We start from the raw sequence: 25,314 nt of genomic DNA, 5'->3' as shown, positions 1-25,314 counted from the left end.
ATTTATAGGTTGTCGTTGGTGTTTTTTTGTTCATTCTTCTAATCTTGACATAATCTTTACATTTTCTTGTTATACTGCAAATAAAGTAAATTGAGGAGCCTTTTTATGAAAGAAACTATTCTAATAGTAGAAGATGAACAAATACTAAGAGAAGTGCTCGTAGACTATTTTCTAAATGAGAATTTTAATGTTCTAGAAGCAAAGGATGGAAAGCGAGCTCTTGAATTATTTGATGAGCATAAAGTTGATTTAATTATATTAGATATTATGTTACCGAAGTTAGATGGCTGGTCTGTTTGTAGGAGAATAAGGAAACATGGAGCTGTTCCAATTATTATGTTGACCGCTCGTTCTGATGAGGAGGATACATTATTAGGCTTTGAGTTAGGAGCAGATGATTATGTAACTAAGCCTTACAGTCCACCAATATTATTAGCTCGTGCCAAGCGATTATTACAAAATTATAATCAAAAAGGTGCTGGACATGAACAGCTAGTATCAATGAATGGATTAAGCATCGATTTTGCAGCTAGAGAGGTGAAGGTAGAAGATACCATTGTTAAACTGACGAACACGGAATTTGAAATATTGTCTTATCTCGTTCAAAATATCGGCATTGTTATTACAAGAGAACAATTGATTATTAAGATATGGGGTCACGAATATATAGGAGATGATCGAACGATTAATACACATATACGTAATTTACGCTCTAAATTAGGGGAGAAGGCGGGGATGATTAAGACCATGGTTCGCCAAGGCTATAAATTTGAGGATTTATCATGAGAAGTCGAATTGTCATAAAATTATTTACTTTAACAACCTTACTTTGTATATTTATTCTCGCAACGGTTTTTATTGGACATGCTGTTATTTTTAAACACTATTATGTGTATCAAAAAATGGAGGAAATACAAACTGCTTTTCACCAATACGGTGAGGATTATAAAAGAGCTAACCCAGATAAGGATGCACAGAGAAAGCTGGAAGAGGATTTTTATCAAAAACATAGCACTTGGATTACGACTTTAGATGGAATTGGAAATCCAAAAAATGCCGAAGATTTTTCTATTGATATACTGTACGAATGGTCAGAAACGGTAGATGAAAGTCTTGCGATAAACATTCCTTTACACTACTTAATTTCACTTGAGGATGCACTATCGGAAGACTTTAACTTTCAAGAATATGATGGTATTGAACTATTTGGTATAAATTACAACAAAACTTTCCTACCATCTTTGATAGGTTATTCTGGAACTATTGAAGCGATTCAGCTAGCGAAGCTTTATTCTACGGAGTTAAAGTATTTTGACGCTCGAGAAAATTTATCTTACTGGGAGAATGATTATCTGAAAAATTTTATGGATGAATTCTTAAGTGAACAGTACGAGTATGATCATTATCTCTTATATGAAGATGAATTTGTACCAACAGAATCGATGGAGGATGAAGTACTACCAATTGAAAGAAGAGAGAGAGAAGTTGACTCTAAAGATGGAGATATTATTTTTAAGGAGGGGATGGTTGTAAATGTACACATTCCTAATCAAAATGATGTCTCTATTATGAACAATACGTTATTTTTAAATAAAATGAAGGAATTCCAAGCATCGCTCATAGAAGAAGGCTATTTGATAGGCAATGAATCTGAGGTGCAAATTAGCGATTTTAATCATAATGATATTCAGTATAAATTAATATCAAAATCAATAACTGTAAATGATGAGCCGTTATATTTATTAGCAATGACGTCATTGCAGCCTGTTGATGAAGCGATGCAAATTGTACAAGATTATTATGTATATTTAATTATCTTAGTGATGCTGCTTGTAATCATAGCTTCTTTTTACTATTCAAAAATCATTACCACTCCATTAATAAAGTTAAATGAGACGACGAAGAAAATTGCTCATTTGGATTTCACAGAGCGAGTGGAGGTTAAATCAAAGGATGAGTTAGGGACGTTGTCGAAAAATATAAATGTCCTTTCTAATACGCTGCATAAGCATATTAATCAGCTTCAGGATGATATTGAAAAGGAAAAACAGCTAGAGAATACTCGAAAAGAATTTATTTCCGGTGTTTCTCATGAACTTAAAACACCTTTAAGTATTATGAAAAGTACAATTTCAATTTTAAAGGATGATGTAGCTAAGCATAAAAAAGACTATTATTTTCAGGCTTTAGAACAAGAGGTTGAAAAAATGAATCGTTTAATTATAGATATGCTTGATTTAGCTAAGTACGAGTCGGGCACCTATCAAATGGAAATGGAGCCATTCTTTATCAATGAATTAATTGAGAGAATATCTGCCTCTCTTAATTACGAAATGAATCAAAAGGAAATACAGCTAGGCAAAGAATTACTCACTTTAGAAGTAATGGCTAATGAATATCGTATTGAGCAAGTACTTACTAACTTCTTAACAAACGCTATCCGTCACACAGATAACAAGGGGAAAATAACCATTTCAACGAGTGCTGAAGGTCCTTTAGTAAAGGTGAGCGTAGAAAATACAGGAGATTCTATTAAAGATGAGCAGCTCAAAAAAGTTTGGGACCGTTTTTACCGGGGGGATTTATCACGAGAAAGATCGCAAAATGAAACTGGCTTAGGTTTGGCGATATCAAGAAATATTCTCGAGCTTCATCATAGTCAATATGGAGTCGAAAATACAAAGACTGGAGTTAGGTTTTATTTTTATTTACAAGTCCATAATAAAAAAAGCTAATAGTTAAAAGAAAAAAGAGTTCGATTTTCTTAATCGAACTCTTTATTGCTCTAAATACTCGATAATTCCTTCTACGATAGCTAGTGCAACTCGATTTTGAAATGATTCTGAAAGCATGTCCTCTTCCTGTTCTTGGTTTGTTAAATAACCTAATTCTAATAAGGCTGCCGGCATCTCAGTATCTTTTAGAACAAAGAAATTCCCAACTTTAACACCTCTATCATGATACCCTGTTGCCTCTATGACATGTTTATGAATAATATCAGCAAGTGATTTCGAATCTTCATCATAATAAAAAGTCTCTGTACCTGTTACGGTTGAATCTTCAAAAATATTAGCATGTATCGAAATAAATAAATCAGCTTCTAAATGATTAGCGATATTCGGTCTATCTTTTGTTTTCGATGAAAGATGCTGATCCCCTTCTCTTGTCATAGTAGCGCCTATTTGATATTTTTCTGTTAATAATTTAAACACTTTGGTTGATAAACTTAATGTAAAATCTTTTTCATATGATCCACTAAATCCTATAGCTCCAGGATCAGAGCCACCATGACCAGGATCAATCACTACTTTATACTTATATTCAATATGCTCTTCCTCAAAAGTTCTTTCACTTATTTGTTCATTGGTCCATTCCATGTTAACGTCTGGTATGTTTTCAAAAAGAGATCCATTATACCATTTATAAATGGGGATTAAAGAGATTAATAGTATGATTGTCGAAATGATGATATACCAACGTTTTTTCATCGCGCTCATCCTTTGAAAATTTACTTTTTTACTGTCCAGAGTTTAATCGATAACAGCGCTCATGGCAGCTGAATTGATAAGGTTTTAATTGGTCCGTTAGTTTCTTCATTGTAAAATGATTATTTTTTAAATAGGTTAAAAGAGTTGGAAGGTGCTCGGCGGTTTCAGCTGTATCATGTAATAAAATGATAGGTGTGATATTTGCCTGATCAAGCTTTTCTATTTGGTTAATGACAGAGTCTACATATTGCTGACCAGTTAATGACCAATCACTACTATCTACATTCCAATCCCAAATTTTAAAGTTGTTCTCCTGAAATAATTCTCGATAAGATTCTGTTAAATAAGGAATGCTTCCATATGGAGTACGGATTAAGTTTGTGTGAACACCTGTAAGATCCTTTAATGTCTCCTGTCCTTGAAGCATTTCATTTAAAGCTGATTGTTCGGATTCATAAAATTTATCTTTGTTATGAGTAACTCCGTGTAATCCTATGGCATGGTTTTCGTCTAAGATGTTTTGTACAAGCTGTGGGTATTCCCTCATTAAAGGCTCCATCAAAAAAAAGGTCGCTTCTGCATCATATTCCTGTAAAACTTCTAATATAGTAGAAGTGGCTAAATTAGGTCCGTCATCAAAGGTTAAATAGACGACATTGTCCTCAGTATCAATATCTATTAATTCTTCTGTATCTTCGCTAGTTGCTTCATTTTCAATTTTCTCTTCAGTATGAGTAAGCTCTTCCTTCTCCTTATTTTCATCAAGGGTTATTGATTGTGAAAGTAAGGTCTCTTCGCTTATTTCCTTTTCATAATGATTCTGCTGACATCCGGACATTAGGATCAAACAGAAAAGGATTAGAATCTGGTAGTGTTTTTTCATTCCTTCTTCCTCAATTCCATTTAAAATTTTGTACATGTAAAGAGTATCGAAACAAAATAAAGATAAAATGAAGAAGAGGTATAGTTGGGCTAAAGATTTACGAAATGAGGAAAATCGATAAAAAATAAGAATGTATAAGGAATAAGGATTCATAAACATATGAATGTAGTTGCTAAAAATTGAAAAATTATACAATCTATATAAGCCTTTGTTATCCTCTGCTATCACCTTTCTGTATTAGACTAACTAATTGGTTAAGACATAAAATGATAGGTATAGAGGAGGGGGAAGGATGAGTATCAATTTTCATAGCAACGAACATAAGTATAGTTATACAACTAGAAATGTTGACGCAGAATGGAAAAAAACCGTAAGTGGAATTCTCGGTGAAAAAATGGTGAAAACCGCTGTTGATGTTGGCTGTGGTGGTGGGATTTATTGTAAAGCTCTTTCTGATATTGGAGTTAAAAAAACGATAGGTATAGATTTTTCGAAGTCTAATTTGGAAGGTGCAAAAGAAACCTGTCAACCTGATGATACGATCTCCTTTCGTTTTGGTACGGCAAAAAATACGACATTACCAATAAGTAGTTGTGAACTCGTTCTACAAAGAGCACTCATTCATCATCTAGATCAACTTAATCCAGCTTTTGCAGAAGCACATAGAATATTAAAACAAGATGGATACTTGATTATCCAAGATCGAACACCAGAGGACTGTTTTGTAAAAGGCTCGCATCAACATATTCGAGGGTATTTTTTTGATTGTTTTCCAAGGCTAAAGCAGCTAGAGAGCAAACGGAGGTTTACAAGCAAAGATATTCATAAAAGTTTTTCTGAATCAGGATTTACTGTGATATCAGAATTAAAAATATGGGAAACGAGAAAGGTTTACGAAGAAAAACAAGCTCTTTTGGAGGATATAAAAAAGAGAAAGGGCAGAAGTATACTTCACGAGCTTTCTGACATGGAACTTGCCCAATTAATGGATTATATAGACGAGTCATTGCCTAATATGGATAAAATCATTGAAAAAGATAGATGGACGTTGTATGTGGCAAGAAAATAAAACTTCAATTGCTAAAGAAGATTACAATGCACGATGTACAATATATCCTTAGAGAGAGATCTTACCTTGAAAGAGGTAAGCACTTTCTCTTTTTTTTAGACGAATTGCACGATTTTCCTTTCGTAATTCGTATTATAAGTGAAGGAGGTTGGATATGAAAACGTTCGCCGGCTTACGTATCCATGATATTGTAGAAAATTTCAGTGATACTCTCATTCGCATTGCTATCCAGCAGACTAAAAATATGTCTGAAGCTGAGGACATTGTCCAAGAAGTTTATATGTCACTTATGAAACAAAGGGATTTCTTTGACGATGAAGCCCATTTAAAGGGTTGGCTTATTAAAGTGACTTACAATAAATGCAAAGACTATTTTAAATTATCTCGTGTTAGAAAAAATATCCCGATCACAGAAGAGATGACTTTTATGGCAAAAGAAGAACAAAGTATATTGCCTGAAATATTCGAGCTAGAGCTCGAGGAAACAACTATAGTCTACTTACATTATTATGAAGGCTATAAAATTGCTGAAATTGCCAACCTTTTAGAAATGAAAGTGAATACCGTTAGCTCGAAATTAAGAAGATTACGGATGAAATTGAGATTTATATTAGAGGAAGGGAGTTAAAGAAATGAGCGCTTATAAAAAAGCGATGAGGCAAATTAAAGCGTCAGAGGAATTTAAGACGAAGATGAAAAAGGAAATGTCCGACTATAAACCAAGTGAAAAGAGGTTCTCTATGAAAAAAGTAAGCATTTTGGGTGGAAGTTTTGTTGCTTGTGCCATTTTGGCGTTTGTTATTTTCTTTAATAATGCTAATAATGAGGTAGCCTTAGATTTAACCGATCGGATTGAAGTAGATCCTAATGCACCAGCTGCTAGCGTCATGCTTAATATCGAAGGATATATTACAGAAGTGAGCGAGGATGGATTGAGCTTTACCTTAGATAATGGTATGCAGGTTGTGGTGACCGAAGAGACTAAATTAGGAATCGATGGACCGACTGCTGGACCAAAGGATGAACAGTTATTTGAACCAACTTTTAGAGAAGGTAATTTGATTGGAGGATTTGCCGAAAATCCTAATGAAAACCCAGTGAAGGCAGATGCTATTTTTACAAATTGGAATTTTGAAGATCCGATTCGATAAATAGAAAAAACTACTCATGATGGTTTATGAGTAGTTTTGTTGATCTCATTATATTTCAATTTTATATCCAACGCCCCAAACGGTTTGAATGACTTTATAGCCAACTATTCTTTCTAGCTTGTCTCTTAAATTACTAATATGTACCATGACGGTATTGTTGGAATCAAAATATTTTTCCTTCCAAACATGCTTAAAAATCGATTCTGAATCGAAGACCTGTTTAGGATGACTCGCTAATAGATAGAGAATATCGAATTCTTTGGAGGTCAATTTAATTTCTACTTCACCTACTGTTACTGTGTACTTTAACTTGTTAATCAAAAGCGGTCCTAATTCAATGATTCCATCATTTTGATCATTTTGTCTAAAGTAATAGGCTCTTCTTATTAAGGCTTTTATTCTTACTAATAACTCCAGAATATTAAAGGGCTTGACCATATAGTCGTCAGCGCCTGTCATAATGCCTTTAATTCTATCCATATCCTCAGACTTGGCACTAATCATTAAGATCGGAATCGTTTTGGTTTTACGGATTTCCTGACAAAACTCAAGTCCATCCATTTTAGGCATCATAATATCTAGGACAATTAAATCAAACTCTTCCTCAGTAATCAAAGAAAGAGCCTCTAATCCGTTTTCAGCTCTTTTAGTAATAAAGCCATCATTTTCTAATGAAATTTTGATTAATTGAGCGATTTCAAAATCATCATCAACAATTAAAATTTTCTTGGGCAAATCTTTGCACATCCTTCCAGCTGTCTGAAGTATATAACCTCTGTACCCGAAGTGAAAATTGACACAATAAATCATTGGTTATCGTTTGAGCTAAATTCGCAAGGTCTGCTATAGAAATCGATTGCTGCTGATCCTCACCAATCAACGTGACAATATCTCCTTCGTTTACTGATTTAATATGAGTAACATCAATGATAATCTGGTCCATACAAACGTTCCCAATGAGGGAAGCCATTTGCCCATTTACGAGCACAGGTGCATTTTGCCCCGATAAGCTGCGGGGGTATCCATCTGCATAGCCGATCGTAACGGATGCGATTTTCATAGGTTTTTTCGAAATATAGCTTCTTCCATAACCGATCGATTGATTTACATTGACCTGCTTTATAGAAGCTATCGTTGCTTTTAACTGTACAGTAGGCTTTAAGCCGATCGAATGTGTTTCTCCTGATGGTGAACCGTACAGCATAATCCCTGGTCTTACATAATCATATTGTAGATGAGAATAATTAATGATTCCACCACTATTTTGTAAATGTGTTTTCCCGTATGGATAATCTTTTAATTCAACAAGACAATCGTTAAAGCGGTCAATCTGTTGATGAGTCCAATCTACATCTTCCTGAGTAAAGCTATCAGCTCTAGATAAATGGCTATAAATGCCCTTAATTTTTATATGTTTTAAATAAAAAGTCTGTTTGATGATATCGATTTGGTCCCAGTCATAGCCTAATCGATGCATTCCTGTATCAATTTTTAGATGAGCATCAATCGTCAAGGAGTGCTCGGTTGCATACCTTTCTAATTCCAAAGCGTATGAGTGAGAGGATAAGGTTTGCGTTAATCGATATTTTTCTAATAAATTGGCATCGAAACAATCAGTTCTTCCTAAAATTAAAATTTCGATATCGTCATGAAGTAATAACGTCTTACGAACCTCCATTCCTTCATCAAGAGTAGCAACGGCAAAAGCTTTAACTCCTAAGAGATATAATTGTTCAGAGACTTCTTTTATTCCATGACCATAAGCATCGGCTTTAATGACAGCCATGATTTGGGTTTGTGAAGGAATGATTTCTTGAATGATGGATAGATTATGCTTCAAGTTAGACAAGGAGACCGGTGCCCAAGCTCTAGCATTTCTCATATTCAATCTCCTTTTTGCTCAAAGCTAATTCAATCAGTTCATCTAACAAATCTGAGTATTGTATCCCTGATGCTTCAAGCATTTTAGGATATCTACTAGAAGGAGTAAACCCTGGCATTGTGTTAATCTCGTTAAAGATGATTTCTCCATTTTCTTTGATAAAAAAGTCGACTCTAGCTAATCCACTGCAACCTAATGTTTGATAAATATCAATCGCCTTTTGTTGGACGAGCTTTAGTATATCGTGATCGACTCGAGCTGGCACATATTGTTTAATTTGACCATAAATATATTTATCATTAAAATCCAAATAGTCCTGACTTGCTGAAATTTCCCCAACCAATCCTGTTTCAGGCTTCTCATTTCCATAAACGGCACAGCCTACCTCTGTTCCTACTATGGCTTTTTCACAAATGACTTTCTGATCATGAAGGAACGCATGTTCAATTGCTTTTTTGAGCTCATCCTCTTGATATACCTTCGTAATCCCAAAGGAAGACCCTGAGTTTACAGGCTTCACAAATAAAGGGTAACCTAAAGTTTCTTTTATTTTTTGTGCTAGTAGCTCATCATTATATTGCTGCTGATGAAAGGAAATAAATTCAGGAATCTTAACTTTTAATTCCTTTACGATTTGATAAGCAAATACTTTGTCCATCGATAAAGCTGAGCTTAATGTTCCGCAGCCTACATAAGGAATATTCGTTAAATCAAGTAGACCTTGAATAGTTCCATCTTCTCCATTTTTTCCGTGAAGTACAGGAAAATAGCAATCAATTGATACATATTGAAGACGCTCTTTATCAAAAATAATTAATCCAGGTTTTTGGTGGTCTGTACTAATGAGCACTCTCTTTAAAGAAAGTCGAGTTTCCCAATCATCATTTGCTAACTCATTTAAAGGTTGATCGAATAAGTACCAGCTTCCTTTTTGACTAATGATAATCGGTGTTATGTCATATTTATCGGAAGGAAGACCCTCCATAATAGCAGTTGCTGATGTAATAGAAACTTGATGCTCAGATGATACTCCACCAAAGATTACCGCAATATTTTTTTTGTTCATAGCGTTTCTCTCCTAATGTCATTTTAATATCTTTAATTTACATAACTAGATTAAAGAAAAAAGAAAGAAAAATTAAAGAAACCTTAAGAACATAAAAATGGCTACATAAACGAAAGGGAAAAGGTAACTGTAGAAAAACTGGATGATAATTAAAAAAGCAGCTTGTATATTGCGCATGAATGAAGAACTTCACACAAAGTAGTTGCTTGTCTAAGTAATTTATATTTAAAAAAGGGTGGGACACAGTCTTTTTCGTCTCATAAAGCAAAACTTTATAATGTTGTGTAATGGATGCAGACACTAATAACGAACTAAGAACCTTCCTTCTTGTGAAAGAAGGAGGGCTCTATTGAATGGGTAAATTTCCTGTGAAAGACGTAAGCGTAACTACAGTGGGAAGTGGTGGATTTCGGCTCGAGCATGCCATTTTATCTCTAAATCCTTAAACTTTTCAATGTGATTAAAGTTGGTTTTATTGAACAGGCACAATGGATTTAGGTAATTGAATGGTAAAGGCTGTTCCAGTTTGGTCACTAGTTACCTTGATTTTACCATTATGAAGCTCAACAATATTTTTAGCTATCGCTAAGCCTAAACCAGATCCGCCTGTATCCTTCGAACGGGATTTTTCGATCCGATAAAATCGATCAAATAAATAGGGAATATCCATTTTAGAAATAGGATCTCCATAATTTTTAATTTCAATCTTAACCTCATCAAGAGATTGTTGGAAATTGATGTCGACATATTTGCCTTCCTTTCCGTATTTTAAGGCATTACCTAGTATGTTTTCGAAAACACGAGATATTTTTTCGGGATCAATATTTATTTTGGATTCTTGTTCTGGTAGCTCTATTCTGCATGTCATTTCTTCTTTGTTAAATTGAATCGTTAGCTGTTCAGTCGATTGTTTGATTAATTCTTTCAAATCAATGACTTTTTTATCTAAAACTAAGCTTGGATTTTTTGTGCGAATATATTCAAATAGATCGTTAACCATAGCATGAACTTGCTTTGTTTTGCGGAATGCTATATCCGTATAATATCGAAGAGTTACCTCGTCTTTATATTGATCTCGCTCTATTAATTCTAAATACCCTAATATTGAGGTGAGCGGTGTTCTTAGATCGTGTGACACATTTGTTATTAGCTCGGTTTTTGCTTCTTCTGCTAATCTTTCTTCTTTTATCGTTTGTTCTAATTTGTCTGAAAGCTGGTTTGTTTTCTCGGCAATTCGAGCTAAGTCACTATCCTCAACTATCTCAATTTTTTCTTTTAATTGACCACTGGCCATCTTCTCTAAGCCTTCTTCTATTTTTACTAAATATAAAATGTGCTTATGAAGAATAACGAGCATAATCAAAATAAATAATATAAAACTAATCACCGTTACGGTATTTAAGTAAGTGTCGGAGAAAAACTGAATACTTTCAACAATACTGTAAAGGAAGGCATTTATACTTAGACTTTTATAACCAAATCGAAAAAGAAAATAAATAAACGACATGATGATTCCTGTCACGGCACCTGAGACAGCGAATGCGATCAAAATTTTATACATGTACTTTCTATATTTATGATTCATAAAAATCTCCTTATGGTAATTTTTTTATAGGCTTTGCTGGAACCCCTGCGTATAAATGATTTGGTAAGCATTTACCCTTCACTAAAGAACCCGCTGCAATGACACAACCATCACCAATATGAGAACCAGGCAGAATAGTTGCATTTGCTCCAATCCAGCACCCTTTTCCTATCCATACAGGATTGTTCGTTGCATCACCTGCTCTTTTTTCAGAGTGGCCGATTTTATGTGTAGACGTACATATATGAACACCAAATGCGATGAATGTTCTTTCTCCAATTTTGACTAATTCTTTACAGTCAATAAATACATTATAATTAATTAAGACACCTTTTTGGAGAGTTAATTGATTTCCTATTATCGTACAGTTAGGACGAATTTCATTCGTTTTGATTTGCATCCCTGCTAGTCGATAGACTAATTTTCTTACGCTTCTAGTCGTTAAGAAGGATCTACCTATCATATTAACTAAAAGGTCATGCTTTAAGCGCCTGTATATACCTACGAAATTTTTTTTTATTTTTTGAAAAAGTCTATTTAGTTTAGCCATAATTTTGCTTTTATCTCCTGTAAAAAAACAATAATAGATTCAATAGAAGGTACGTATTTTTCTTCAAAAGCGTCCGAGAGAAGCTTTTTTGTTTCTATAAAACGTGAATCATAATGAGGAGTTCCTAAAACGACGGTCACATAACGCTGTCCATTTTGTTGTGCTGTTCCAATAAAGCTGAAGCCTGATTCATTTGTATATCCTGTTTTTAGCCCATCTAACCCATCAAACATGAGGCTATTTTTCGTTAGCATATGATTAGTCGTTTCAATTTCCTGGTCCAAATATTCTAACGTGTAAAAGGGAATAGAAGAGGACTCTAACACACTTGGATATTTTGTAATGAGCTTTGATGCCAAAGTAGAAATATCTCTAGCACTCATTGTATTGCTTTTTTCATGACCAGTAAGTCCAGTTGCGTTAACAAATTGTGTACTCGACAAACCTAATTCCTGAGCTTTCTCATTCATTAGTATGGTAAAGCTTTCCTCAGAACCACTAATATGCTCTGCTATAGCTACGGTTGCATTGTTAGCTGAAGGTAAACGCATAGCCATGTATAAATCCTTTAATGAAACAAAGTCTCCTTCGATTAATTCTATCTTCACACCTTCTTGTCGAACCGCATGAGAACTAATTTGAACATCGTCATTCCAATTTACAGCACCTAGCTCTATGTGCTCTAGCAAAATATATTCAACCATTAGCTTAGAAAGACTAGCGATAGGAACAGCTTAATCAATATGATGCTCGACTACAATTGTATTTGTATTCATATCTAATAGAAGATGAATAAAATCATCTTCCACTTGTGTGACGTTAATTATGGAAATAGAAAGGATCATAGTAAATGGTATAGTAAGAAATAATAATTTATTAGACATTGAATTCACTCCTTTATAAAAAGAAGTATAGATATCAAAAATAAGATAAGAGAAAAGAAAATCTTAAGAAACATAAAGTTTACTTATACCCATTCTTAAAGATTAAGAAGAAAGACTCTTTAATGTTCAGCATTTAGAATAATTGGACAGAAAAAGCTCCGAGCAAGAAAAGAGTGAAAAGCAAAGTCTGATCGGAAGGAAAAGCCGTGGTGAAACGAGGAAGAGTCAAAAGCCAGAGCCCTAATGAAAGGAACGGTACTTTTCCAAACCTTTGAAAGCGAAAAGTATGCCCTTTATAATAAATGGTCATAGGGGAAATCTTAAGTAAATAAAAAATCGAGAAGTGTAAGCTTCTCGATTTGTATCCTATTCATTTTCTAAGCTTTCTAACCAAGAAAGGAGGGCATCTATAATTTGATCCTGCTGTTCTATCGTAGATATTTGAGCTGGGTTATCTCCCTTTTGTTCACCATACCATCCAAACTGAGCATGATTTCCACCAATTATTTCTTCATAGAAGGTATCAGGTGGCAATAAAGGCGCGGCAGCATCTACTTTTTCCGGCGTGCTTAATCCATCAAGCTCACCATAAATTGAAAGAACAGGTAGAGATTCCTGTGACAAATCTACACTACCTCCAGGGTAGGAGCCAAGGAAAAATAATCCTTCTATAAGGTCTAGATGTTCATCGGCAAACATGGCAGCCGCTGCACCACCCATAGAATGGCCTCCTATATACCATTCAAGGTTAGGATATTCAGAGATGATTTCCTCTGCCTTATTTAAATTAAAAATACTAAGGTTTAATGTTACGGAAGGAATCGCAACTAAGTATCCTTGGTTGGCTAATTCTTGCCCAAGATAACTATAAGCTTCTGGCTCTACCTTAGCTCCAGGATAAATGATGATTCCTTCTTGCTGGGTATATGTGTCTTTCGCAAATATCATCCAGCTATCTTCTTGATGAATTTCTTCGATATTAACCTGCTCCTTTAATTCAGAAGTAGCATCGAATGTTAATGAAGCCCATATTAAAAATCCCGATACACAAATGAACAATATGAGGAGCAATAATAGAAGGATTTTTTTTATCAGTGATAAGTTTTTTAGTTTAGTCATCATCGTAAGGTGCACACTCCATCTACTTTAAAAATAGCTTAATCGGTTTTTAGTTTTGAATACATGTTTAAATCAATAAATGTTCCTTTTGATTTTTCGGCTTGTCTTAATGTCCCTTCGAATTGAAAATTTAATCTTTCAACTAATTTTATAGAAGGCGTATTTCCAGGCTCAATTTTGGCTTCGATTCGCTGGATATTTAAAGAATGAAACGCATAATTCAATAAGCTTTCAAGAGCTTCTGCAGCGTATCCTTTACCCCAAAAATCTTTACCCAAATCATATCCTATTTCGGCTTTTAAGTGTTCAAAATCGAGAGAATTAAAGCCACATGAACCAATGATTTGGTTGGTTTTGGAGAGGAAAATAGAATAGCGAATCGCTTTTTTTTCTTTAGATAGCTGTTTTAGTAGTTCAATCATTTGAACGGCCTGCTCTTCACTTGTAAAACGTTCAATATTCATAAACTTAGTGACGGCAGGGTCACTCCAAATTTTAAAAAGACTAGTGGAATGGGAATTATCCATTTCTTTTAGCAGTAATCGTTCTGTTACAATTTTTGTCATCAATATACTTACCTCCGTATTTGAAAATACTCTGAGTTTAAGCTATTGATTTCTGTGCATCGTTCATTCCCTTCCGTATTGAGATGATTTTATTATATAAAAATAAAATTTAAATTCAAGTTTGACGAATCGTATGGAGTGGATTACTACATTTTTCGTCTGTTATAACAATTATTAGTGGAAGAGCTTGAGTAATATAGATAAATAAGGAATATTATATTGGCAGCGCATCCTTTCTAACTATTATCTTTATATAAACGTATATATGAGTTGCAAAAAAATGCATCGATTTAGTTGGTTAAATGAAAGCATTCTAGTTGAAAAAGAAGGTGAAATTGAAACAAGCGCGCCCAAGGGAAAGCGACTTTTTTGTAATTATGACCAAATTAGTGATGAAGGTATAATGCCAGAATCTTTGTGTAATGCCCCATTTTTTACAAAGGTAGGGGGGAGATTTTGTTATGAAAGTGAAGGTTTCCCATGAGTTTAAGGATACTTTTGATTCTGCTTCTTTTTTTTACTTATTATAATAGGAAGAAACTAGGAAAATATGAAATATTTATAACAACTATCTTCCTTATATTTCTAAGAAATTATAATACTGGTTGAGTAGTTTTAATAGACTATTAATTTTGTAAGCTTTCTATTAACAATCTGTAAATCTCCCCTTCGAATTCTTCAAAACTGCTATATTGGACAAGGAATAAAGGAGGAGGGAGCTAGATGAAATTCAAACGCAATTATTTATTGATTTTAATGGTCATGATCTTTTTATCTTTTTATGTACAAAGTCAAGGATTAGCTGAGGAGTTAGCTGAAGAAGATGCTGCTGAGGAGGAATTAGCTTCCCAATTTGAGGATGCAGCTTTGTTAGAAGCGGTCATTAGTAGCATCGAAAACGAGGGTTATACAGAGTTAACGAAAGAAGCGCTTGAGCAAGTAACCAAGCTTGAAAAAATACGTAATGAGGGAATCTCTAGCTTAAAAGGGATTGAGCTATTAACGAATTTAACGGAGCTTGAATTGCGTTCAAACGAAATATCAGATCTTATACCATTATCAACGCTTACTCTATTAGAAAAAGTGGATTTAAGGGAGAATAACCTGACAAACTTAATAGGTATAGAGAATTTGGTGAATTTAGTCACTTTAGATGTAAGAGGTAATTCTATTGAATCGATTGAATCAGTACAGTCTTTAGCAAGCTTAGAAAACCTTGATATTCGAGATAACCGGGTTGTAGATCTTACACCTTTAAAAAGCTTGTATCAATTAAAAGATTTTAATGCTCGTGAGAACGCTATTGCAGACATAACGGCGTTAGAAGAGTTGACAGAGTTAATCAATCTTAACTTACATTCTAATCAAGTTAAAGACCTGTCTCCGCTTGAGAATGTAACTAAAATAAAATCATTAATCGTAAGACGAAATCAAATTGAAGATATTTCAGTACTTGCAAATATGACACTTCTAGAAGATTTAAACATTCGAGATAATCTAATTGTTGATATTAGTCCACTTGCTAATCTAGAAAATCTTCTAATAAGGCTTAATTTAGATGGAAATAATATTGCTGATTTCTCACCTGTTGCTTCTTATTATGATGCTATTGAGGATGTTGATTTTGTCCTGCCTGGTAAGCCAGGAATCGATCTTGGTGAGTTAAATCCTGTAGCGGGAGAAGGACGAATGAAAACGTTGCTCGAACATTTGATAGAGACGAATACGCATATTAATGATGTGTCCGTTCGTGATTCAAAGCTACAGCAGTTAGCTTTCAATCCTTTTGCTTTTTATCGTGGAACCGCTTCGTTATTTTTCCTTGATATTAAAAATAAAGTAGTTGATTTACCAGAGTCATGGACAAGTCTTTCTCGTTTTCGTACATGGGTAACAGGAGATTTACATATCGAAAATATAGGTTTTTACGGAAATCGTTTTAAAGAGGTTGTTTTTGAATTAAATGACTTTGATGAGGTAGGAATCGCTCCATTTTATACGGATTTAATTAACTTTGGAACTAGCTTGTATTTATTGAATGATGTGGGGCCAAGGCTTCAATTAGATGATACTGACATTATGGAAATCGTTCAAAATTATGCACAATATTATCAGAGTGCTTTGGAAAATGTAGTAGCTGGTGAAGTATCAGTTCGAGAGCATTATTTTACTAGTGAAAATCTTTCTGGTTTTATTGGGGATTTTGCGACATCCGTTCAAGCAGAGCCTTTAAATAATCAATTAATAAGTTGGACAACTCTTCAGGATGGTAGAAGGTTTGATTTAACGAATAATCGATTGGCATCCGTTACAGAAGCTGAATATCAAGAAATAGAAGAAAGCTGGTCTACCTACTTGGAGAATCTTTCTCAAGATATATTGGATGAGGTCGGTGTGGAATATTTCACGATTAAGGATATCGCCCGTCGAACAGGGGCTGGGTTAGGGAGTCTTGGCTATGATCGGTATTATGTGTTAATTGAAGGTGAAACAGATTCTACAGATGATGACATTATTTTAGATATTAAAGCTCAAGGTCGCTCTGCTGTAGAGTATTCAGACTTGTTTAATGGATCTGAGATGGGACCTAATGCATATAGAACCATTGAGGGTGTTTTTGCGATGCATAACTACCCCGACATCCATTGGGGTGTTTTAGAAAAAGGTGAACAATCCTTTTTAGTAAAAGAACGATCTCCTTATAAAGATGAAGTGGGGGCATCAGATTTTAGTGGTAAAGAGGATTTAGACAACTTTATACGAGCAAGTGCAGAAGCAACGGCGTATGCTCATGTACGAGCTGCAAATCATTTAGGAAACCAAGCTTTTGCGAATGAATTAGTAGCTGAACTCGAAACCGCAATTCCAGAATTTTCAATGGAATTCGCAGAAGTTTCTTTAAAGTATTATGCGCAGGTTTTAAAGGATCACGAGCTATATAGTCAATTATATGAAGATGGTGCGTTTGAACAGGAGCCAATCGAAGGCGAAGAACCAGTCGAAGGCGAAGAGCCAGTTGAGGGAGAAGAACCAGTCGAAGGCGAAGAGCCGGTAGAGGGAGAAGAACCAGTCGAAGGCGAAGAGCCAGTTGAGGGAGAAGAGCCAGTCGAAGGCGAAGAGCCGGTAGCAGATAAAAATCCTAATGAGGAAACGAATTCTCTTTTACCGAAAACCGCTACATCATCTTATCTATTTATATTGTTAGGTTTAATCTTACTTAGTCTATCTGCCGTATTTTACTATAATAGAAAATTGAGAGAAAAATTTTAATGTAAGAACTGATGAGAAAGATACCAGGACAAAACCTGTTTTAAAATCACCACATGAGAAAAAATTGAAATGATGTTTAATGGATGCAAACATTAAGAACTAATCACGAACCCTCCTTACTGTGAAACAAGGAGGGTTTTTTTGATAGGGTAGATTCTCTGTGAAAGGCGTAAGCTAGCGGACAGCCGGGCACCTAACATGGGAGGAAACGTTTGTTCATGAGTATTGTCTCATCCTCTTTTTTGCTTTGTTTTATTAAATTAGTGAATTTCATAATGGCTCTATAAGTGAATTAACTCGTTGATTGAAACGGTAGGTAGTGACTCCTAAAGGAAGAGCGCAGTCTGAAGATCCACTCTGACGAAGCTCAGCGTAGTCGGAGTTAGCTGAAGACAAGCCCTTGGGAAAGCAACTACCAAAAGTGAAAATCAAAACCCTAATTGGTCGGTCTTTATTAAAAGACGAATGTTTCTGAATTAACTCGATGATTGAAACGGTAGGTAGTGACTCCTAAAGGAAGAGCGCAGTCTGAAGATCCACTCTGACGAAGCTCAGCGTAGTCAGAGTTAGCTGAAGACAAGCCCTTGGGAAAGCATCTACCTAAAGTGAAAATCAAAAACCAAATCGTCCCGTTTTCATTAGAAGATAGGAAGGATGAAAATGATTCAAATAAACAAATTTATCTTTTTATACGATAAAATATAATAGGATTGAATTTGGAAGGAAGATGATGATGGAGTCTTTATTTGCATTAAAAAAAACATGGGAAGATGAGCGTTTTTTTGAAGCCAACTTCAATATTGTTGGTCAGAACAGTAGTATTATCATGGATTCTTATTTAGATGAGAGTGAAATTTCGAAACTAATAGATGGAGTGAAGGATTTTATTGAATCATTCGGTAAAGAAGAATTTATTTGGAGACTAGAATTTACAGAAGACACTCCTCTCCTTTCTTTACGTTTCTTTTTACAGAACAAGGTAGGAGTTATTGGGATAGAAGTAAGTGCAGACAATAAACTTGAAGTACCGGAAAAACTGCAAGCTAATTTCTATCTAACAACGGAATTCGATAGATTAGATGTATTCGTTTCTAAGCTAGCAAGCTTTCAAAAGGGAAGTGTATTAGAGCTAAAAGTAGCCTTATAAAGTGTGCAAGAGAAAAGTCAAAGTCATTAAATTAATATGGTTTTCACCTTTTTGATTAAACAAGGTTCTAAACTTCACGTTATCACATAGAGCCTCTTTAAATGCGACAGGCCCCCTTCTTATTAAAAGAAGAAAGGGCCTGTTCGTGTGTAAGCCTATTCCATACCAGCAGTTAAAATTTCATATGGGATGATTTAAAAATCAGCTTTGTCCTAGTGAAACTTTCACTTTTTTTATGTTAAATAAAAGGAAAATGGCTTATTTCGATTACAAATTAATAGATGGTCCTTCATTTCTAGCTTGGCTACTTGGATAGAGGTTCGTTTTGATTCATAAGATTGTGGATCAACTTCTTCTGACCTTTGTGGGTGAGTAAAGTAAATGATATAGGCCGCATCGTCACTAATATGAACATCTGCATGTAGTCCAATCGTTTGATCATCTTCTCGCATTCCTACATCAGCAAATACCGAGTTGTTATAGGTCCATGTCTCTAAATCATTAGATTGGTAGACTGCTTGTCCGGCCCATTTATCTACTACCATCCAATAGGAACCCTCAAAACGAAATACATTTGCACCTTCGTGTGGAAAGTCCGTAATAACAGGTCCAACGACTTCCCAATCGTACAAATCGTTACTATCGGCTGCATAAGTGTGAGAGTGATGTTTTTCATCTTTATACCACATTCGAAATTTCCCGTTTTCTAAAGGGTGCACACACGCATCTATCACAAATTCACTGCTTAACTTTAATATTGATTGAAAGCTCCAGTCCCATAAATTTCCACTTGTATAATGGACAATTTGGCGCTTGTGTCCACTCCATTGATTAGGTACTCCTTGGATATAGCTTACATACATATGATAAAGTCCATTATGGTAAAAAACCTCTGGAGCCCAAAAGGTATTTCTACCTCGTTCAAAATCCAACCCTTCAATAGTTCCGCGATAAGTCCAAGTTTGACCATGGTCGGATGAAGAGGCAATTCCTAAATCGGTTCCATGAACCCAGGATACTCCTTCACACTTAATGTTGGCACGGCGGTTCGTATAGATGATCCACCACTGCTTTTCAACGGTGTTCCATATAAGAGTGGGATCTGCTGCTCCGTCAAAAATGGGGTCTCTGAATAATGGTGCTGATGGCGTTTGTATTGGTTGTGTCATCCTTGAACTCTCCTTTAGAAATAGAATTTTATCGTAAAACTCTCTCTTCTAATCTTAGCGTTTCACCAAAAAACACACCAGTTATTTATCGGCAGTTTCAAAGGGAAAGTAAGGCTAAGGTAACTAAAGGGGATATATATTACAAGATATTGTTTAAATAATTTTAGATTAAAAAAAGTTCTTTTGTATTCATATTAATTGATTAATTCAAGAACGGTGTCATAAAGAACATGGGTAGCCGTAAGAATATCTTCTCGTGAGCTATATTCAAGTGGGTTATGGCTTATACCGTCCTTTGAACGGACGAATAGCATAACGACAGGTGCAATTTGGGCGATGTTCATGGCATCGTGACCTGCCCCACTTATTAAAGAAAAAGGCTCAATATGATGTTTTTTAATACTACTCTCCAAAAGCTTCTGTAAATAATAATCGGTTTTAACAGGAGTCACTCGTTGTAAAAGCTTAGAGGAGAAGGATATTTCTCTTTTAGTGGCGATTTTATTTAATTCCTCAAGTATATGTCCATTTAAAAGCTCTAGTTGTTCTTCGTCAATGTCGCGTAAATCAATGCTGAATGTCACTTGGCCTGGTATCACATTAACGCCATTTGGAGTGACATGCAGCTTCCCAACCGTTCCAACTGCAGCTGAATCTGATTTATTTAAAAGCTCTTCTACCTTTAATATCATTTCAGCAGCAGCTGTTAAAGCATCACTGCGAACATTCATAGGGGTAGCTCCGGCATGCTCGCTTCTTCCATTTAAGGTAATTTCCTGCCAAATTGGTGCAGCGATACCCGTTACAACACCAACTGGTAAATGTTGATTTTCTAGTACACGACCTTGTTCAATATGCATTTCTAGGTAAGCTTTAATATTAGTTCTTTTCCATTTATTGAGTGGAAAAGCGTGATTTGGAAGCATGCTTTTTATGCTGTTTCCCTTTTCGTCAAAATTATTTAATTGCTCGTCAGTCAATAAGCCAGCCATTGCCTTACTGCCAATAAGACCAAAACCGAATCGAGTTCCTTCTTCATCTTTAAAAGAAACGACTTCAATTCTTACGCTAGGGGTAATCTGCTGTTCGTGAAGAGAGTGGACAATTTCAATAGCCGTGATAACACCGAGAGCTCCATCGTATTTCCCGCCTTCTGGAACGGTATCAATATGAGACCCAAGCATGATAACCTCATCTCCTTGACCATAGCTTCCAATAACATTTCCAATTCCGTCAATAGAGACAGTCATCCCAGCCTCTTCCATGTATTTCTTAATTAGAGAGTTGGCCTCTTCTTCTTCTTTTGTAAAAGAAAAACGATTAATTCCTCCTGTTTTTGGGTTTAGTCCAATTCGACTTAATTCATCAAGGTGATTCATCAACCGCCCTTCATTGATAAGGGATTTAGCAAAAGAGGAATGATTATCATTCATGTACGCTCACTCTTTCATTTTGAATTGAAAATGACATTGTCCTTCTTTAAGAACATATTGATCATGCTCCACTTCAAATTTTGGATTATAACCTTTTGCAATAGATGGATCGATCATCCTGCAATAAAGAATACCGTATTTACCCATGTTATCATCTGCCCATTGCTGTCCTAAAGGGCACTTGGTGAAGGTTTGTTCAATTTCATTTTCTTTTTGAATCGTTTCATATTCAAACAAATCACTACGACCCATATCGTAATTACTTAAATAATTTTCTGCGCTGTTTTCTAAGCCATTGGCAAAAGCTCTTTGGGCAATGCCTCTCCCACGGTTTTCTCCAAAGTTTGCAACAGCCTTCATTACGACTTGTTCACCTTCTTCTCCAAACGTATCGACTACTTGTTTGGTAATTTCAGCAAACAATTTTGAAAAACGAGCAAAAGGAGTAAGCTCTGCATGCTGTTCTATGTCTTGTATATGAGCTGGAAGGTAATCATAAAAATAATGATTTTCACCTTCAGCAGTTGCTTTTTTTGCGATACTTTCTGCATCTTTAATCCCGAATTGCTCTAAGCCCTTTAAAATTAAAGACTTTCCCTGCGTGTTAAAGGTTTTCGTAATGGAAAGGTGAAGTTCATTAAACATTTTGGCTGTAATAACATCCATGGAAAAGGCCTTCATGATTAATTTTTCTTGTGTCATTTTATGGCCTCTCTTTCTAATGCTCATTGATTTACTTGGAATTAATTATAAAGTTTCATGTTATAATAAATCAAATGAATATTATAGATAGTTATTATGAATTAAATTCATATTAAGGGGAGTTTATGATGTCTATTTCACAGTATTTAGCATTTCATACGTTGATTGAGACCGGTAATTTCACCGAAACAGGGCTTAAATTAAATCTTACTCAATCATCGATTAGTCATAGTATTAATAAACTTGAGGAAGATTTAGGGTTGTCACTTATTATCAGAAGTCGTAATAATATTAAGCTAACGAATGAAGGAGAAGTTGTTTATCAATATATTCAAAACATTCTACAGCAACAAGAGCAATTGTATTCAGAGGTAGCCAACTTAAAGAAAGTCATTGGTGGCACGATTATTATTGGTACTTTACCTAGTGTATCCTTAGTATTGCTTCCTAAGGTGTTAGCTTATTTTGAAGAGCATCATCCAGAATTAGATATTCGACTAATGGAAGGGGACTATGATCAAATTGAGGAATGGATTGATCGAGATATGATTGATCTTGGGTTTATTACTAAGCCTAATACTAAAACACTAGAATTCCATTCTGTTTTTACAGACGAGCTAGTTTGTATCATGTCATCTAATCACCCTTTAACCCAAAAATCTGAATTACAATTGAGCTTGTTAAAAAACGAAAGATGGATTATGCCAAGTCGAAAAACGGACCGTGATGTTTCAAAAATTTTATCAGATGCTCAAATCGTGCCGAATATCGTTTACGAAATTGCAGTAGACCAAGTCATATTAACGATGGTAAACGAGGGTTTAGGTATTTCTATTTTACCGAGCTCCTTATTAGTTCATGCTCCAAAACCACTCGTCCAAAAAAAATTGTCTAGCTCATATATTCGAGAAGTAGGGATCGCTCATAAGCGCATGAGGCATCTATCACCAGCCGCTAAAATGTTCATTCATATTTCTCAGCAAACAGCAAAATAATAAAAATTCAGTTATTGACAAATAAAAAATTCTGAAATATTATCTGACTAATATCTGATCGATTCTATTTGTTTTGTATGAATTTGATTTTTTTATCAAAAAATGAGTGAAGATAGTGTGAATGTGTAAAATGACTTTCAGTATATTGAACAGTAACTGAGGTCTGTTAAAAGGAGAATGAGATTGCTAGAAGCCTTTTTAAAACTAGTCTCGTGATTGTTATTTATGGTGTGTATCTCAAACATCAATCACAGGGCTTCTTCTCTTATACTCAGTAACTTTAGTTAATTAAACCGACTTATACGATATGATATATAGTATTAGTTACAATTGAGAGGAGGCAAGCAAAGTGGGGAACTTATTAGAGGTCCATTCATTACAAACCGTTTTCCAAAGGGATAAAAAAGACCTTGTGACTGTTAGAGATGTAAGCTTTCATGTGAAGAAGGGAGAAACACTTGCTATAGTCGGAGAGTCGGGGTCTGGAAAAAGTGTGACCTCATTATCTATTTTGGGCTTGCTTGCCAAAAATGGAAGAGTGGCAAAAGGGGATATACATTTTGATGGACAAGATTTGATGAAGCTTTCTCCGAAAAACAAAAGGTTATTAAGGGGGAAAGAAATTTCAATGATATTTCAGGAGCCAATGAGCTCTTTAAATCCTGTTTATACAATTGGTAATCAATTATTAGAGCCTATTAAATTACATCTAGGTCTGAGAGGAAAAAAGGCGAGAGATTATGCTGTTTTGATGCTAAAAAAAGTCGGAATTTCGAGGGCCGAAGCGATATTAGATGAGTATCCTTCTGCCTTATCAGGTGGAATGTTACAAAGAGTAATGATAGCCATTGCTTTGTCCTGTAATCCTAAGCTATTGATTGCCGATGAGCCAACTACTGCCTTAGATGTAACGATTCAAGCCCAAATTCTTAATCTATTAAAAAATTTAAAGCAGGAGTATGAAGCAGGAATTATTTTAATTACTCATGATATGAATGTTGTTGCTGAAATGGCTGACCGCGTCATTGTCATGTATGCAGGTGAAGTGGTGGAATCAACGGATGTTTACTCATTATTTGATCGGCCAAAGCATCCATACACAAAGGGACTGATGGAGTGCATCCCGCATCTTCATTCTAGCTCTAAGACTAGATTGAAATCGATAAAAGGAAATGTTCCTCCAATCGATAAGCTTCCGGAAGGGTGTAGCTTTTCAAATCGTTGTCCTTATGCAATGGAACAATGTAAAATTCAACCTCAGCTGAGAGAATATACAACTGGCCATCAAGTTCGTTGTTGGTTACTTGATGATCAAGAATATGTTCAGGAAGGAAGCTTAGAAAATGGGTAATCATCAAGAAATCCTACTGAAGCTTAGTGGTTTATCTAAAAATTATGGTGCGAAAAGGAAGCTTTTTTCTAAAAGTAAAGAGGTCGTTCATGCTGTTCGCGATGTTAGTTTAGAGGTGAAAAAAGGGGAAACCTTGGGAATTATTGGGGAATCAGGATGTGGGAAATCAACATTAGGAAGATTAATAACGAATCTTGAGAAACCAACAAGTGGCGAAGTGATTTTCAATAATAAAAAAATAGAGAGCCTTCATGCCAAGGAAATGTTTGATGTGCGTAAGCAGCTTCAGATTATTTTCCAAGACCCTTATTCTAGTTTAAATCCAAGAAAACCTATTGGAGAAACTTTGAAAGAGCCGATGTATGTACATAAAATGAGCCCAGAGGGTGGCTTAGATAAGAGGGTCGATGAGCTTTTGGAGCTAGTAGGCTTAAATAGTGAACACAAGCGTAAATACCCTCATGAGTTTTCCGGAGGTCAGAGACAAAGGATTGGAATTGCACGTGCTTTATCGCTAAATCCTTCCATGATCGTTTGTGATGAACCAGTGTCTGCACTCGATGTGTCGGTTCAAGCCCAAATTCTAAATTTACTACTAGATTTAAAGGAGCAATTTAATCTAACGCTTATTTTCATTGGACATGGCCTCGGTGCAGTTAAATATGTCAGCGATCGTATAGCAGTTATGTATTTAGGTAGAATCGTTGAGATCGGTAAGGCCGAGCAAGTGTTTAACACTCCATCCCATCCTTACACGAAAGCATTATTAGACTCTTATCCGCCTGCACATCCTAGTAAACGGAAGGACTCGCCCCCACTGATTGACGGCGATTTACCAGATCCTATTCATTTACCTAAAGGCTGTAGCTTTCAGAGCAGGTGTCCAAATGTTCAGGAGAAATGTAAGCTAGAGCAGCCTGAGCTGGTTAATTGCTCAGAGGGACAATCAGCAGCTTGCCATTATCCAATACTGAACTTAGATGAGAGGGAGGTGACCTAAGAAT

23 protein-coding genes and 2 pseudogenes are annotated in these 25,314 nt (G+C 35.3%); 11 read left to right on the top strand and 14 right to left on the bottom strand.

Going from position 1 to position 25,314, the window contains the following annotated elements:
- Positions 1-105: 105 nt before the first annotated feature.
- The 3 genes and pseudogenes from AZF04_RS22085 to AZF04_RS14480 all read left to right on the top strand — a co-directional run.
- Positions 106-460, top strand: a pseudogene (locus tag AZF04_RS22085) (response regulator); the annotation flags it as partial.
- Positions 461-528: 68 nt separating this feature from the next.
- A pseudogene (locus AZF04_RS22080) lies at positions 529-786 on the top strand (winged helix-turn-helix domain-containing protein); the annotation flags it as partial.
- The gene (locus tag AZF04_RS14480) at positions 783-2,735 is read left to right on the top strand and encodes a sensor histidine kinase (RefSeq protein WP_061949344.1); all 1,953 of its coding nucleotides are present in this window, start codon (positions 783-785) and stop codon (positions 2,733-2,735) included. The pseudogene AZF04_RS22080 and the gene AZF04_RS14480, both read left to right, overlap by 4 nt.
- 42 nt (positions 2,736-2,777) lie before the next feature.
- Here AZF04_RS14480 and AZF04_RS14475 read toward each other — a convergent pair whose 3' ends face one another.
- Together AZF04_RS14475 and AZF04_RS14470 are read right to left on the bottom strand one after the other, a co-directional pair.
- The gene (locus AZF04_RS14475; protein ID WP_082795369.1) at positions 2,778-3,488 is read right to left on the bottom strand and encodes an N-acetylmuramoyl-L-alanine amidase family protein; all 711 of its coding nucleotides are present in this window, start codon (positions 3,486-3,488) and stop codon (positions 2,778-2,780) included.
- 28 nt (positions 3,489-3,516) lie between these two features.
- On the bottom strand, positions 3,517-4,371 hold the full coding sequence (locus AZF04_RS14470) for a polysaccharide deacetylase family protein (protein WP_061949343.1): 855 nt from the start codon (positions 4,369-4,371) through the stop codon (positions 3,517-3,519).
- Positions 4,372-4,663: 292 nt separating this feature from the next.
- Here AZF04_RS14470 and AZF04_RS14465 point away from each other — a divergent pair, with 292 nt between their 5' ends.
- The 3 genes from AZF04_RS14465 to AZF04_RS14455 all read left to right on the top strand — a co-directional run bounded on the left by AZF04_RS14465 (position 4,664) and on the right by AZF04_RS14455 (position 6,591).
- On the top strand, positions 4,664-5,440 hold the full coding sequence (locus AZF04_RS14465; RefSeq protein WP_061949342.1) for a class I SAM-dependent methyltransferase: 777 nt from the start codon (positions 4,664-4,666) through the stop codon (positions 5,438-5,440).
- Positions 5,441-5,594: 154 nt separating this feature from the next.
- Positions 5,595-6,068 (top strand): RNA polymerase sigma factor, encoded by a 474-nt coding sequence (locus AZF04_RS14460; RefSeq protein WP_061949341.1) that lies wholly within the window; start codon positions 5,595-5,597, stop codon positions 6,066-6,068.
- Between the two features lie 4 nt (positions 6,069-6,072).
- On the top strand, positions 6,073-6,591 hold the full coding sequence (locus tag AZF04_RS14455; RefSeq protein ID WP_061949340.1) for a hypothetical protein: 519 nt from the start codon (positions 6,073-6,075) through the stop codon (positions 6,589-6,591).
- A 48-nt stretch (positions 6,592-6,639) separates the two neighbouring features.
- On the opposite strand, the gene AZF04_RS14450 is transcribed toward AZF04_RS14455, so the two are convergent.
- The 9 genes from AZF04_RS14450 to AZF04_RS14415 form a co-directional block, all read right to left on the bottom strand.
- On the bottom strand, positions 6,640-7,326 hold the full coding sequence (locus AZF04_RS14450) for a response regulator transcription factor (protein WP_064504174.1): 687 nt from the start codon (positions 7,324-7,326) through the stop codon (positions 6,640-6,642).
- On the bottom strand, positions 7,301-8,473 hold the full coding sequence (gene alr, locus AZF04_RS14445) for an alanine racemase (RefSeq protein ID WP_061949339.1): 1,173 nt from the start codon (positions 8,471-8,473) through the stop codon (positions 7,301-7,303). Before alr ends, AZF04_RS14450 begins: the two co-directional genes overlap by 26 nt.
- Positions 8,460-9,539, bottom strand: coding sequence for a D-alanine--D-alanine ligase family protein (locus tag AZF04_RS14440; RefSeq protein WP_061949338.1), 1,080 nt, complete (start codon positions 9,537-9,539; stop codon positions 8,460-8,462). The genes alr and AZF04_RS14440 overlap by 14 nt, the downstream gene beginning before the upstream one ends.
- 472 nt (positions 9,540-10,011) lie before the next feature.
- On the bottom strand, positions 10,012-11,124 hold the full coding sequence (locus AZF04_RS14435) for a sensor histidine kinase (protein ID WP_061949337.1): 1,113 nt from the start codon (positions 11,122-11,124) through the stop codon (positions 10,012-10,014).
- Between the two features lie 10 nt (positions 11,125-11,134).
- Entirely contained in the window at positions 11,135-11,674 is a 540-nt protein-coding gene (locus AZF04_RS14430; protein ID WP_061949336.1) for an acyltransferase, read from the bottom strand.
- Complete coding sequence (locus AZF04_RS14425; RefSeq protein ID WP_268753425.1) at positions 11,662-12,399, bottom strand: D-alanyl-D-alanine carboxypeptidase family protein; 738 nt, start codon at positions 12,397-12,399, stop codon at positions 11,662-11,664. Before AZF04_RS14425 ends, AZF04_RS14430 begins: the two co-directional genes overlap by 13 nt.
- A 9-nt stretch (positions 12,400-12,408) precedes the next feature.
- On the bottom strand, positions 12,409-12,558 hold the full coding sequence (locus tag AZF04_RS21240) for a hypothetical protein (RefSeq protein ID WP_156479552.1): 150 nt from the start codon (positions 12,556-12,558) through the stop codon (positions 12,409-12,411).
- 366 nt (positions 12,559-12,924) lie between these two features.
- Entirely contained in the window at positions 12,925-13,680 is a 756-nt protein-coding gene (locus tag AZF04_RS14420) for an alpha/beta hydrolase (protein WP_235599996.1), read from the bottom strand.
- A 35-nt stretch (positions 13,681-13,715) separates the two neighbouring features.
- Positions 13,716-14,243 carry a GNAT family N-acetyltransferase gene (locus tag AZF04_RS14415; protein WP_412459213.1) on the bottom strand — a complete coding sequence of 176 codons (528 nt, stop codon included), beginning with the start codon at positions 14,241-14,243 and terminating at the stop codon, positions 13,716-13,718.
- Positions 14,244-14,966: 723 nt separating this feature from the next.
- Here AZF04_RS14415 and AZF04_RS14405 point away from each other — a divergent pair.
- Both AZF04_RS14405 and AZF04_RS20745 read left to right on the top strand, forming a co-directional pair.
- A complete protein-coding gene (locus AZF04_RS14405) occupies positions 14,967-17,513 on the top strand; it encodes a DUF2252 family protein (RefSeq protein ID WP_061949332.1) in 2,547 nt (848 codons plus the stop codon).
- 733 nt (positions 17,514-18,246) lie between these two features.
- The gene (locus AZF04_RS20745; protein ID WP_061949331.1) at positions 18,247-18,660 is read left to right on the top strand and encodes a hypothetical protein; all 414 of its coding nucleotides are present in this window, start codon (positions 18,247-18,249) and stop codon (positions 18,658-18,660) included.
- A gap of 233 nt (positions 18,661-18,893) precedes the next feature.
- Here the strand turns inward: AZF04_RS20745 and AZF04_RS14395 are convergent, their stop codons facing one another.
- The 3 genes from AZF04_RS14395 to AZF04_RS14385 form a co-directional block, all read right to left on the bottom strand.
- Positions 18,894-19,829 (bottom strand): glycoside hydrolase family protein, encoded by a 936-nt coding sequence (locus AZF04_RS14395; protein WP_061949330.1) that lies wholly within the window; start codon positions 19,827-19,829, stop codon positions 18,894-18,896.
- Positions 19,830-20,023: 194 nt separating this feature from the next.
- On the bottom strand, positions 20,024-21,262 hold the full coding sequence (locus tag AZF04_RS14390) for a Zn-dependent hydrolase (RefSeq protein WP_061949329.1): 1,239 nt from the start codon (positions 21,260-21,262) through the stop codon (positions 20,024-20,026).
- Between the two features lie 6 nt (positions 21,263-21,268).
- Entirely contained in the window at positions 21,269-21,964 is a 696-nt protein-coding gene (locus tag AZF04_RS14385; RefSeq protein ID WP_061949328.1) for an L-2-amino-thiazoline-4-carboxylic acid hydrolase, read from the bottom strand.
- Between the two features lie 128 nt (positions 21,965-22,092).
- Between AZF04_RS14385 and AZF04_RS14380 the strand changes: the two genes are divergently transcribed.
- From AZF04_RS14380 to AZF04_RS14370, 3 genes are all read left to right on the top strand, one after another.
- On the top strand, positions 22,093-22,959 hold the full coding sequence (locus tag AZF04_RS14380) for a LysR family transcriptional regulator (RefSeq protein ID WP_235599995.1): 867 nt from the start codon (positions 22,093-22,095) through the stop codon (positions 22,957-22,959).
- A 349-nt stretch (positions 22,960-23,308) separates the two neighbouring features.
- Complete coding sequence (locus tag AZF04_RS14375; RefSeq protein WP_061949326.1) at positions 23,309-24,310, top strand: ABC transporter ATP-binding protein; 1,002 nt, start codon at positions 23,309-23,311, stop codon at positions 24,308-24,310.
- On the top strand, positions 24,303-25,310 hold the full coding sequence (locus AZF04_RS14370) for an ABC transporter ATP-binding protein (protein WP_061949325.1): 1,008 nt from the start codon (positions 24,303-24,305) through the stop codon (positions 25,308-25,310). Before AZF04_RS14375 ends, AZF04_RS14370 begins: the two co-directional genes overlap by 8 nt.
- Positions 25,311-25,314: the final 4 nt, after the last annotated feature.

The sequence above is a fragment of the Alkalihalobacillus trypoxylicola genome, from assembly GCF_001590785.1.
Classification (GTDB): Bacteria; Bacillota; Bacilli; order Bacillales; family Bacillaceae_D; genus Alkalihalobacillus; species Alkalihalobacillus trypoxylicola.
The sequence above is the reverse complement of the archived record's forward strand: the minus strand, read 5'-3'. Positions and strand labels throughout refer to the sequence as shown.

What these genes read in the sequence shown, in the direction of transcription:
- AZF04_RS14465 (WP_061949342.1), top strand. Translation starts at nt 4,664, where the DNA reads ATGAGTATCAATTTTCATAGCAACGAACATAAGTATAGTTATACAACT.
- AZF04_RS14385 (WP_061949328.1), bottom strand. Translation starts at nt 21,964, where the DNA reads ATGACACAAGAAAAATTAATCATGAAGGCCTTTTCCATGGATGTTATT.
- AZF04_RS20745 (WP_061949331.1), top strand. Translation starts at nt 18,247, where the DNA reads ATGGAGTCTTTATTTGCATTAAAAAAAACATGGGAAGATGAGCGTTTT.
- AZF04_RS14435 (WP_061949337.1), bottom strand. Translation starts at nt 11,124, where the DNA reads ATGAATCATAAATATAGAAAGTACATGTATAAAATTTTGATCGCATTC.
- AZF04_RS14405 (WP_061949332.1), top strand. Translation starts at nt 14,967, where the DNA reads ATGAAATTCAAACGCAATTATTTATTGATTTTAATGGTCATGATCTTT.
- AZF04_RS14430 (WP_061949336.1), bottom strand. Translation starts at nt 11,674, where the DNA reads ATGGCTAAACTAAATAGACTTTTTCAAAAAATAAAAAAAAATTTCGTA.
- AZF04_RS14370 (WP_061949325.1), top strand. Translation starts at nt 24,303, where the DNA reads ATGGGTAATCATCAAGAAATCCTACTGAAGCTTAGTGGTTTATCTAAA.
- AZF04_RS14395 (WP_061949330.1), bottom strand. Translation starts at nt 19,829, where the DNA reads ATGACACAACCAATACAAACGCCATCAGCACCATTATTCAGAGACCCC.
- AZF04_RS14390 (WP_061949329.1), bottom strand. Translation starts at nt 21,262, where the DNA reads ATGAATGATAATCATTCCTCTTTTGCTAAATCCCTTATCAATGAAGGG.
- AZF04_RS14380 (WP_235599995.1), top strand. Translation starts at nt 22,093, where the DNA reads ATGTCTATTTCACAGTATTTAGCATTTCATACGTTGATTGAGACCGGT.
- AZF04_RS21240 (WP_156479552.1), bottom strand. Translation starts at nt 12,558, where the DNA reads ATGTCTAATAAATTATTATTTCTTACTATACCATTTACTATGATCCTT.
- AZF04_RS14415 (WP_412459213.1), bottom strand. Translation starts at nt 14,243, where the DNA reads ATGACAAAAATTGTAACAGAACGATTACTGCTAAAAGAAATGGATAAT.
- AZF04_RS14475 (WP_082795369.1), bottom strand. Translation starts at nt 3,488, where the DNA reads ATGAAAAAACGTTGGTATATCATCATTTCGACAATCATACTATTAATC.
- alr (WP_061949339.1), bottom strand. Translation starts at nt 8,473, where the DNA reads ATGAGAAATGCTAGAGCTTGGGCACCGGTCTCCTTGTCTAACTTGAAG.
- AZF04_RS14420 (WP_235599996.1), bottom strand. Translation starts at nt 13,680, where the DNA reads ATGATGACTAAACTAAAAAACTTATCACTGATAAAAAAAATCCTTCTA.
- AZF04_RS14455 (WP_061949340.1), top strand. Translation starts at nt 6,073, where the DNA reads ATGAGCGCTTATAAAAAAGCGATGAGGCAAATTAAAGCGTCAGAGGAA.
- AZF04_RS14460 (WP_061949341.1), top strand. Translation starts at nt 5,595, where the DNA reads ATGAAAACGTTCGCCGGCTTACGTATCCATGATATTGTAGAAAATTTC.
- AZF04_RS14470 (WP_061949343.1), bottom strand. Translation starts at nt 4,371, where the DNA reads ATGAAAAAACACTACCAGATTCTAATCCTTTTCTGTTTGATCCTAATG.
- AZF04_RS14480 (WP_061949344.1), top strand. Translation starts at nt 783, where the DNA reads ATGAGAAGTCGAATTGTCATAAAATTATTTACTTTAACAACCTTACTT.
- AZF04_RS14440 (WP_061949338.1), bottom strand. Translation starts at nt 9,539, where the DNA reads ATGAACAAAAAAAATATTGCGGTAATCTTTGGTGGAGTATCATCTGAG.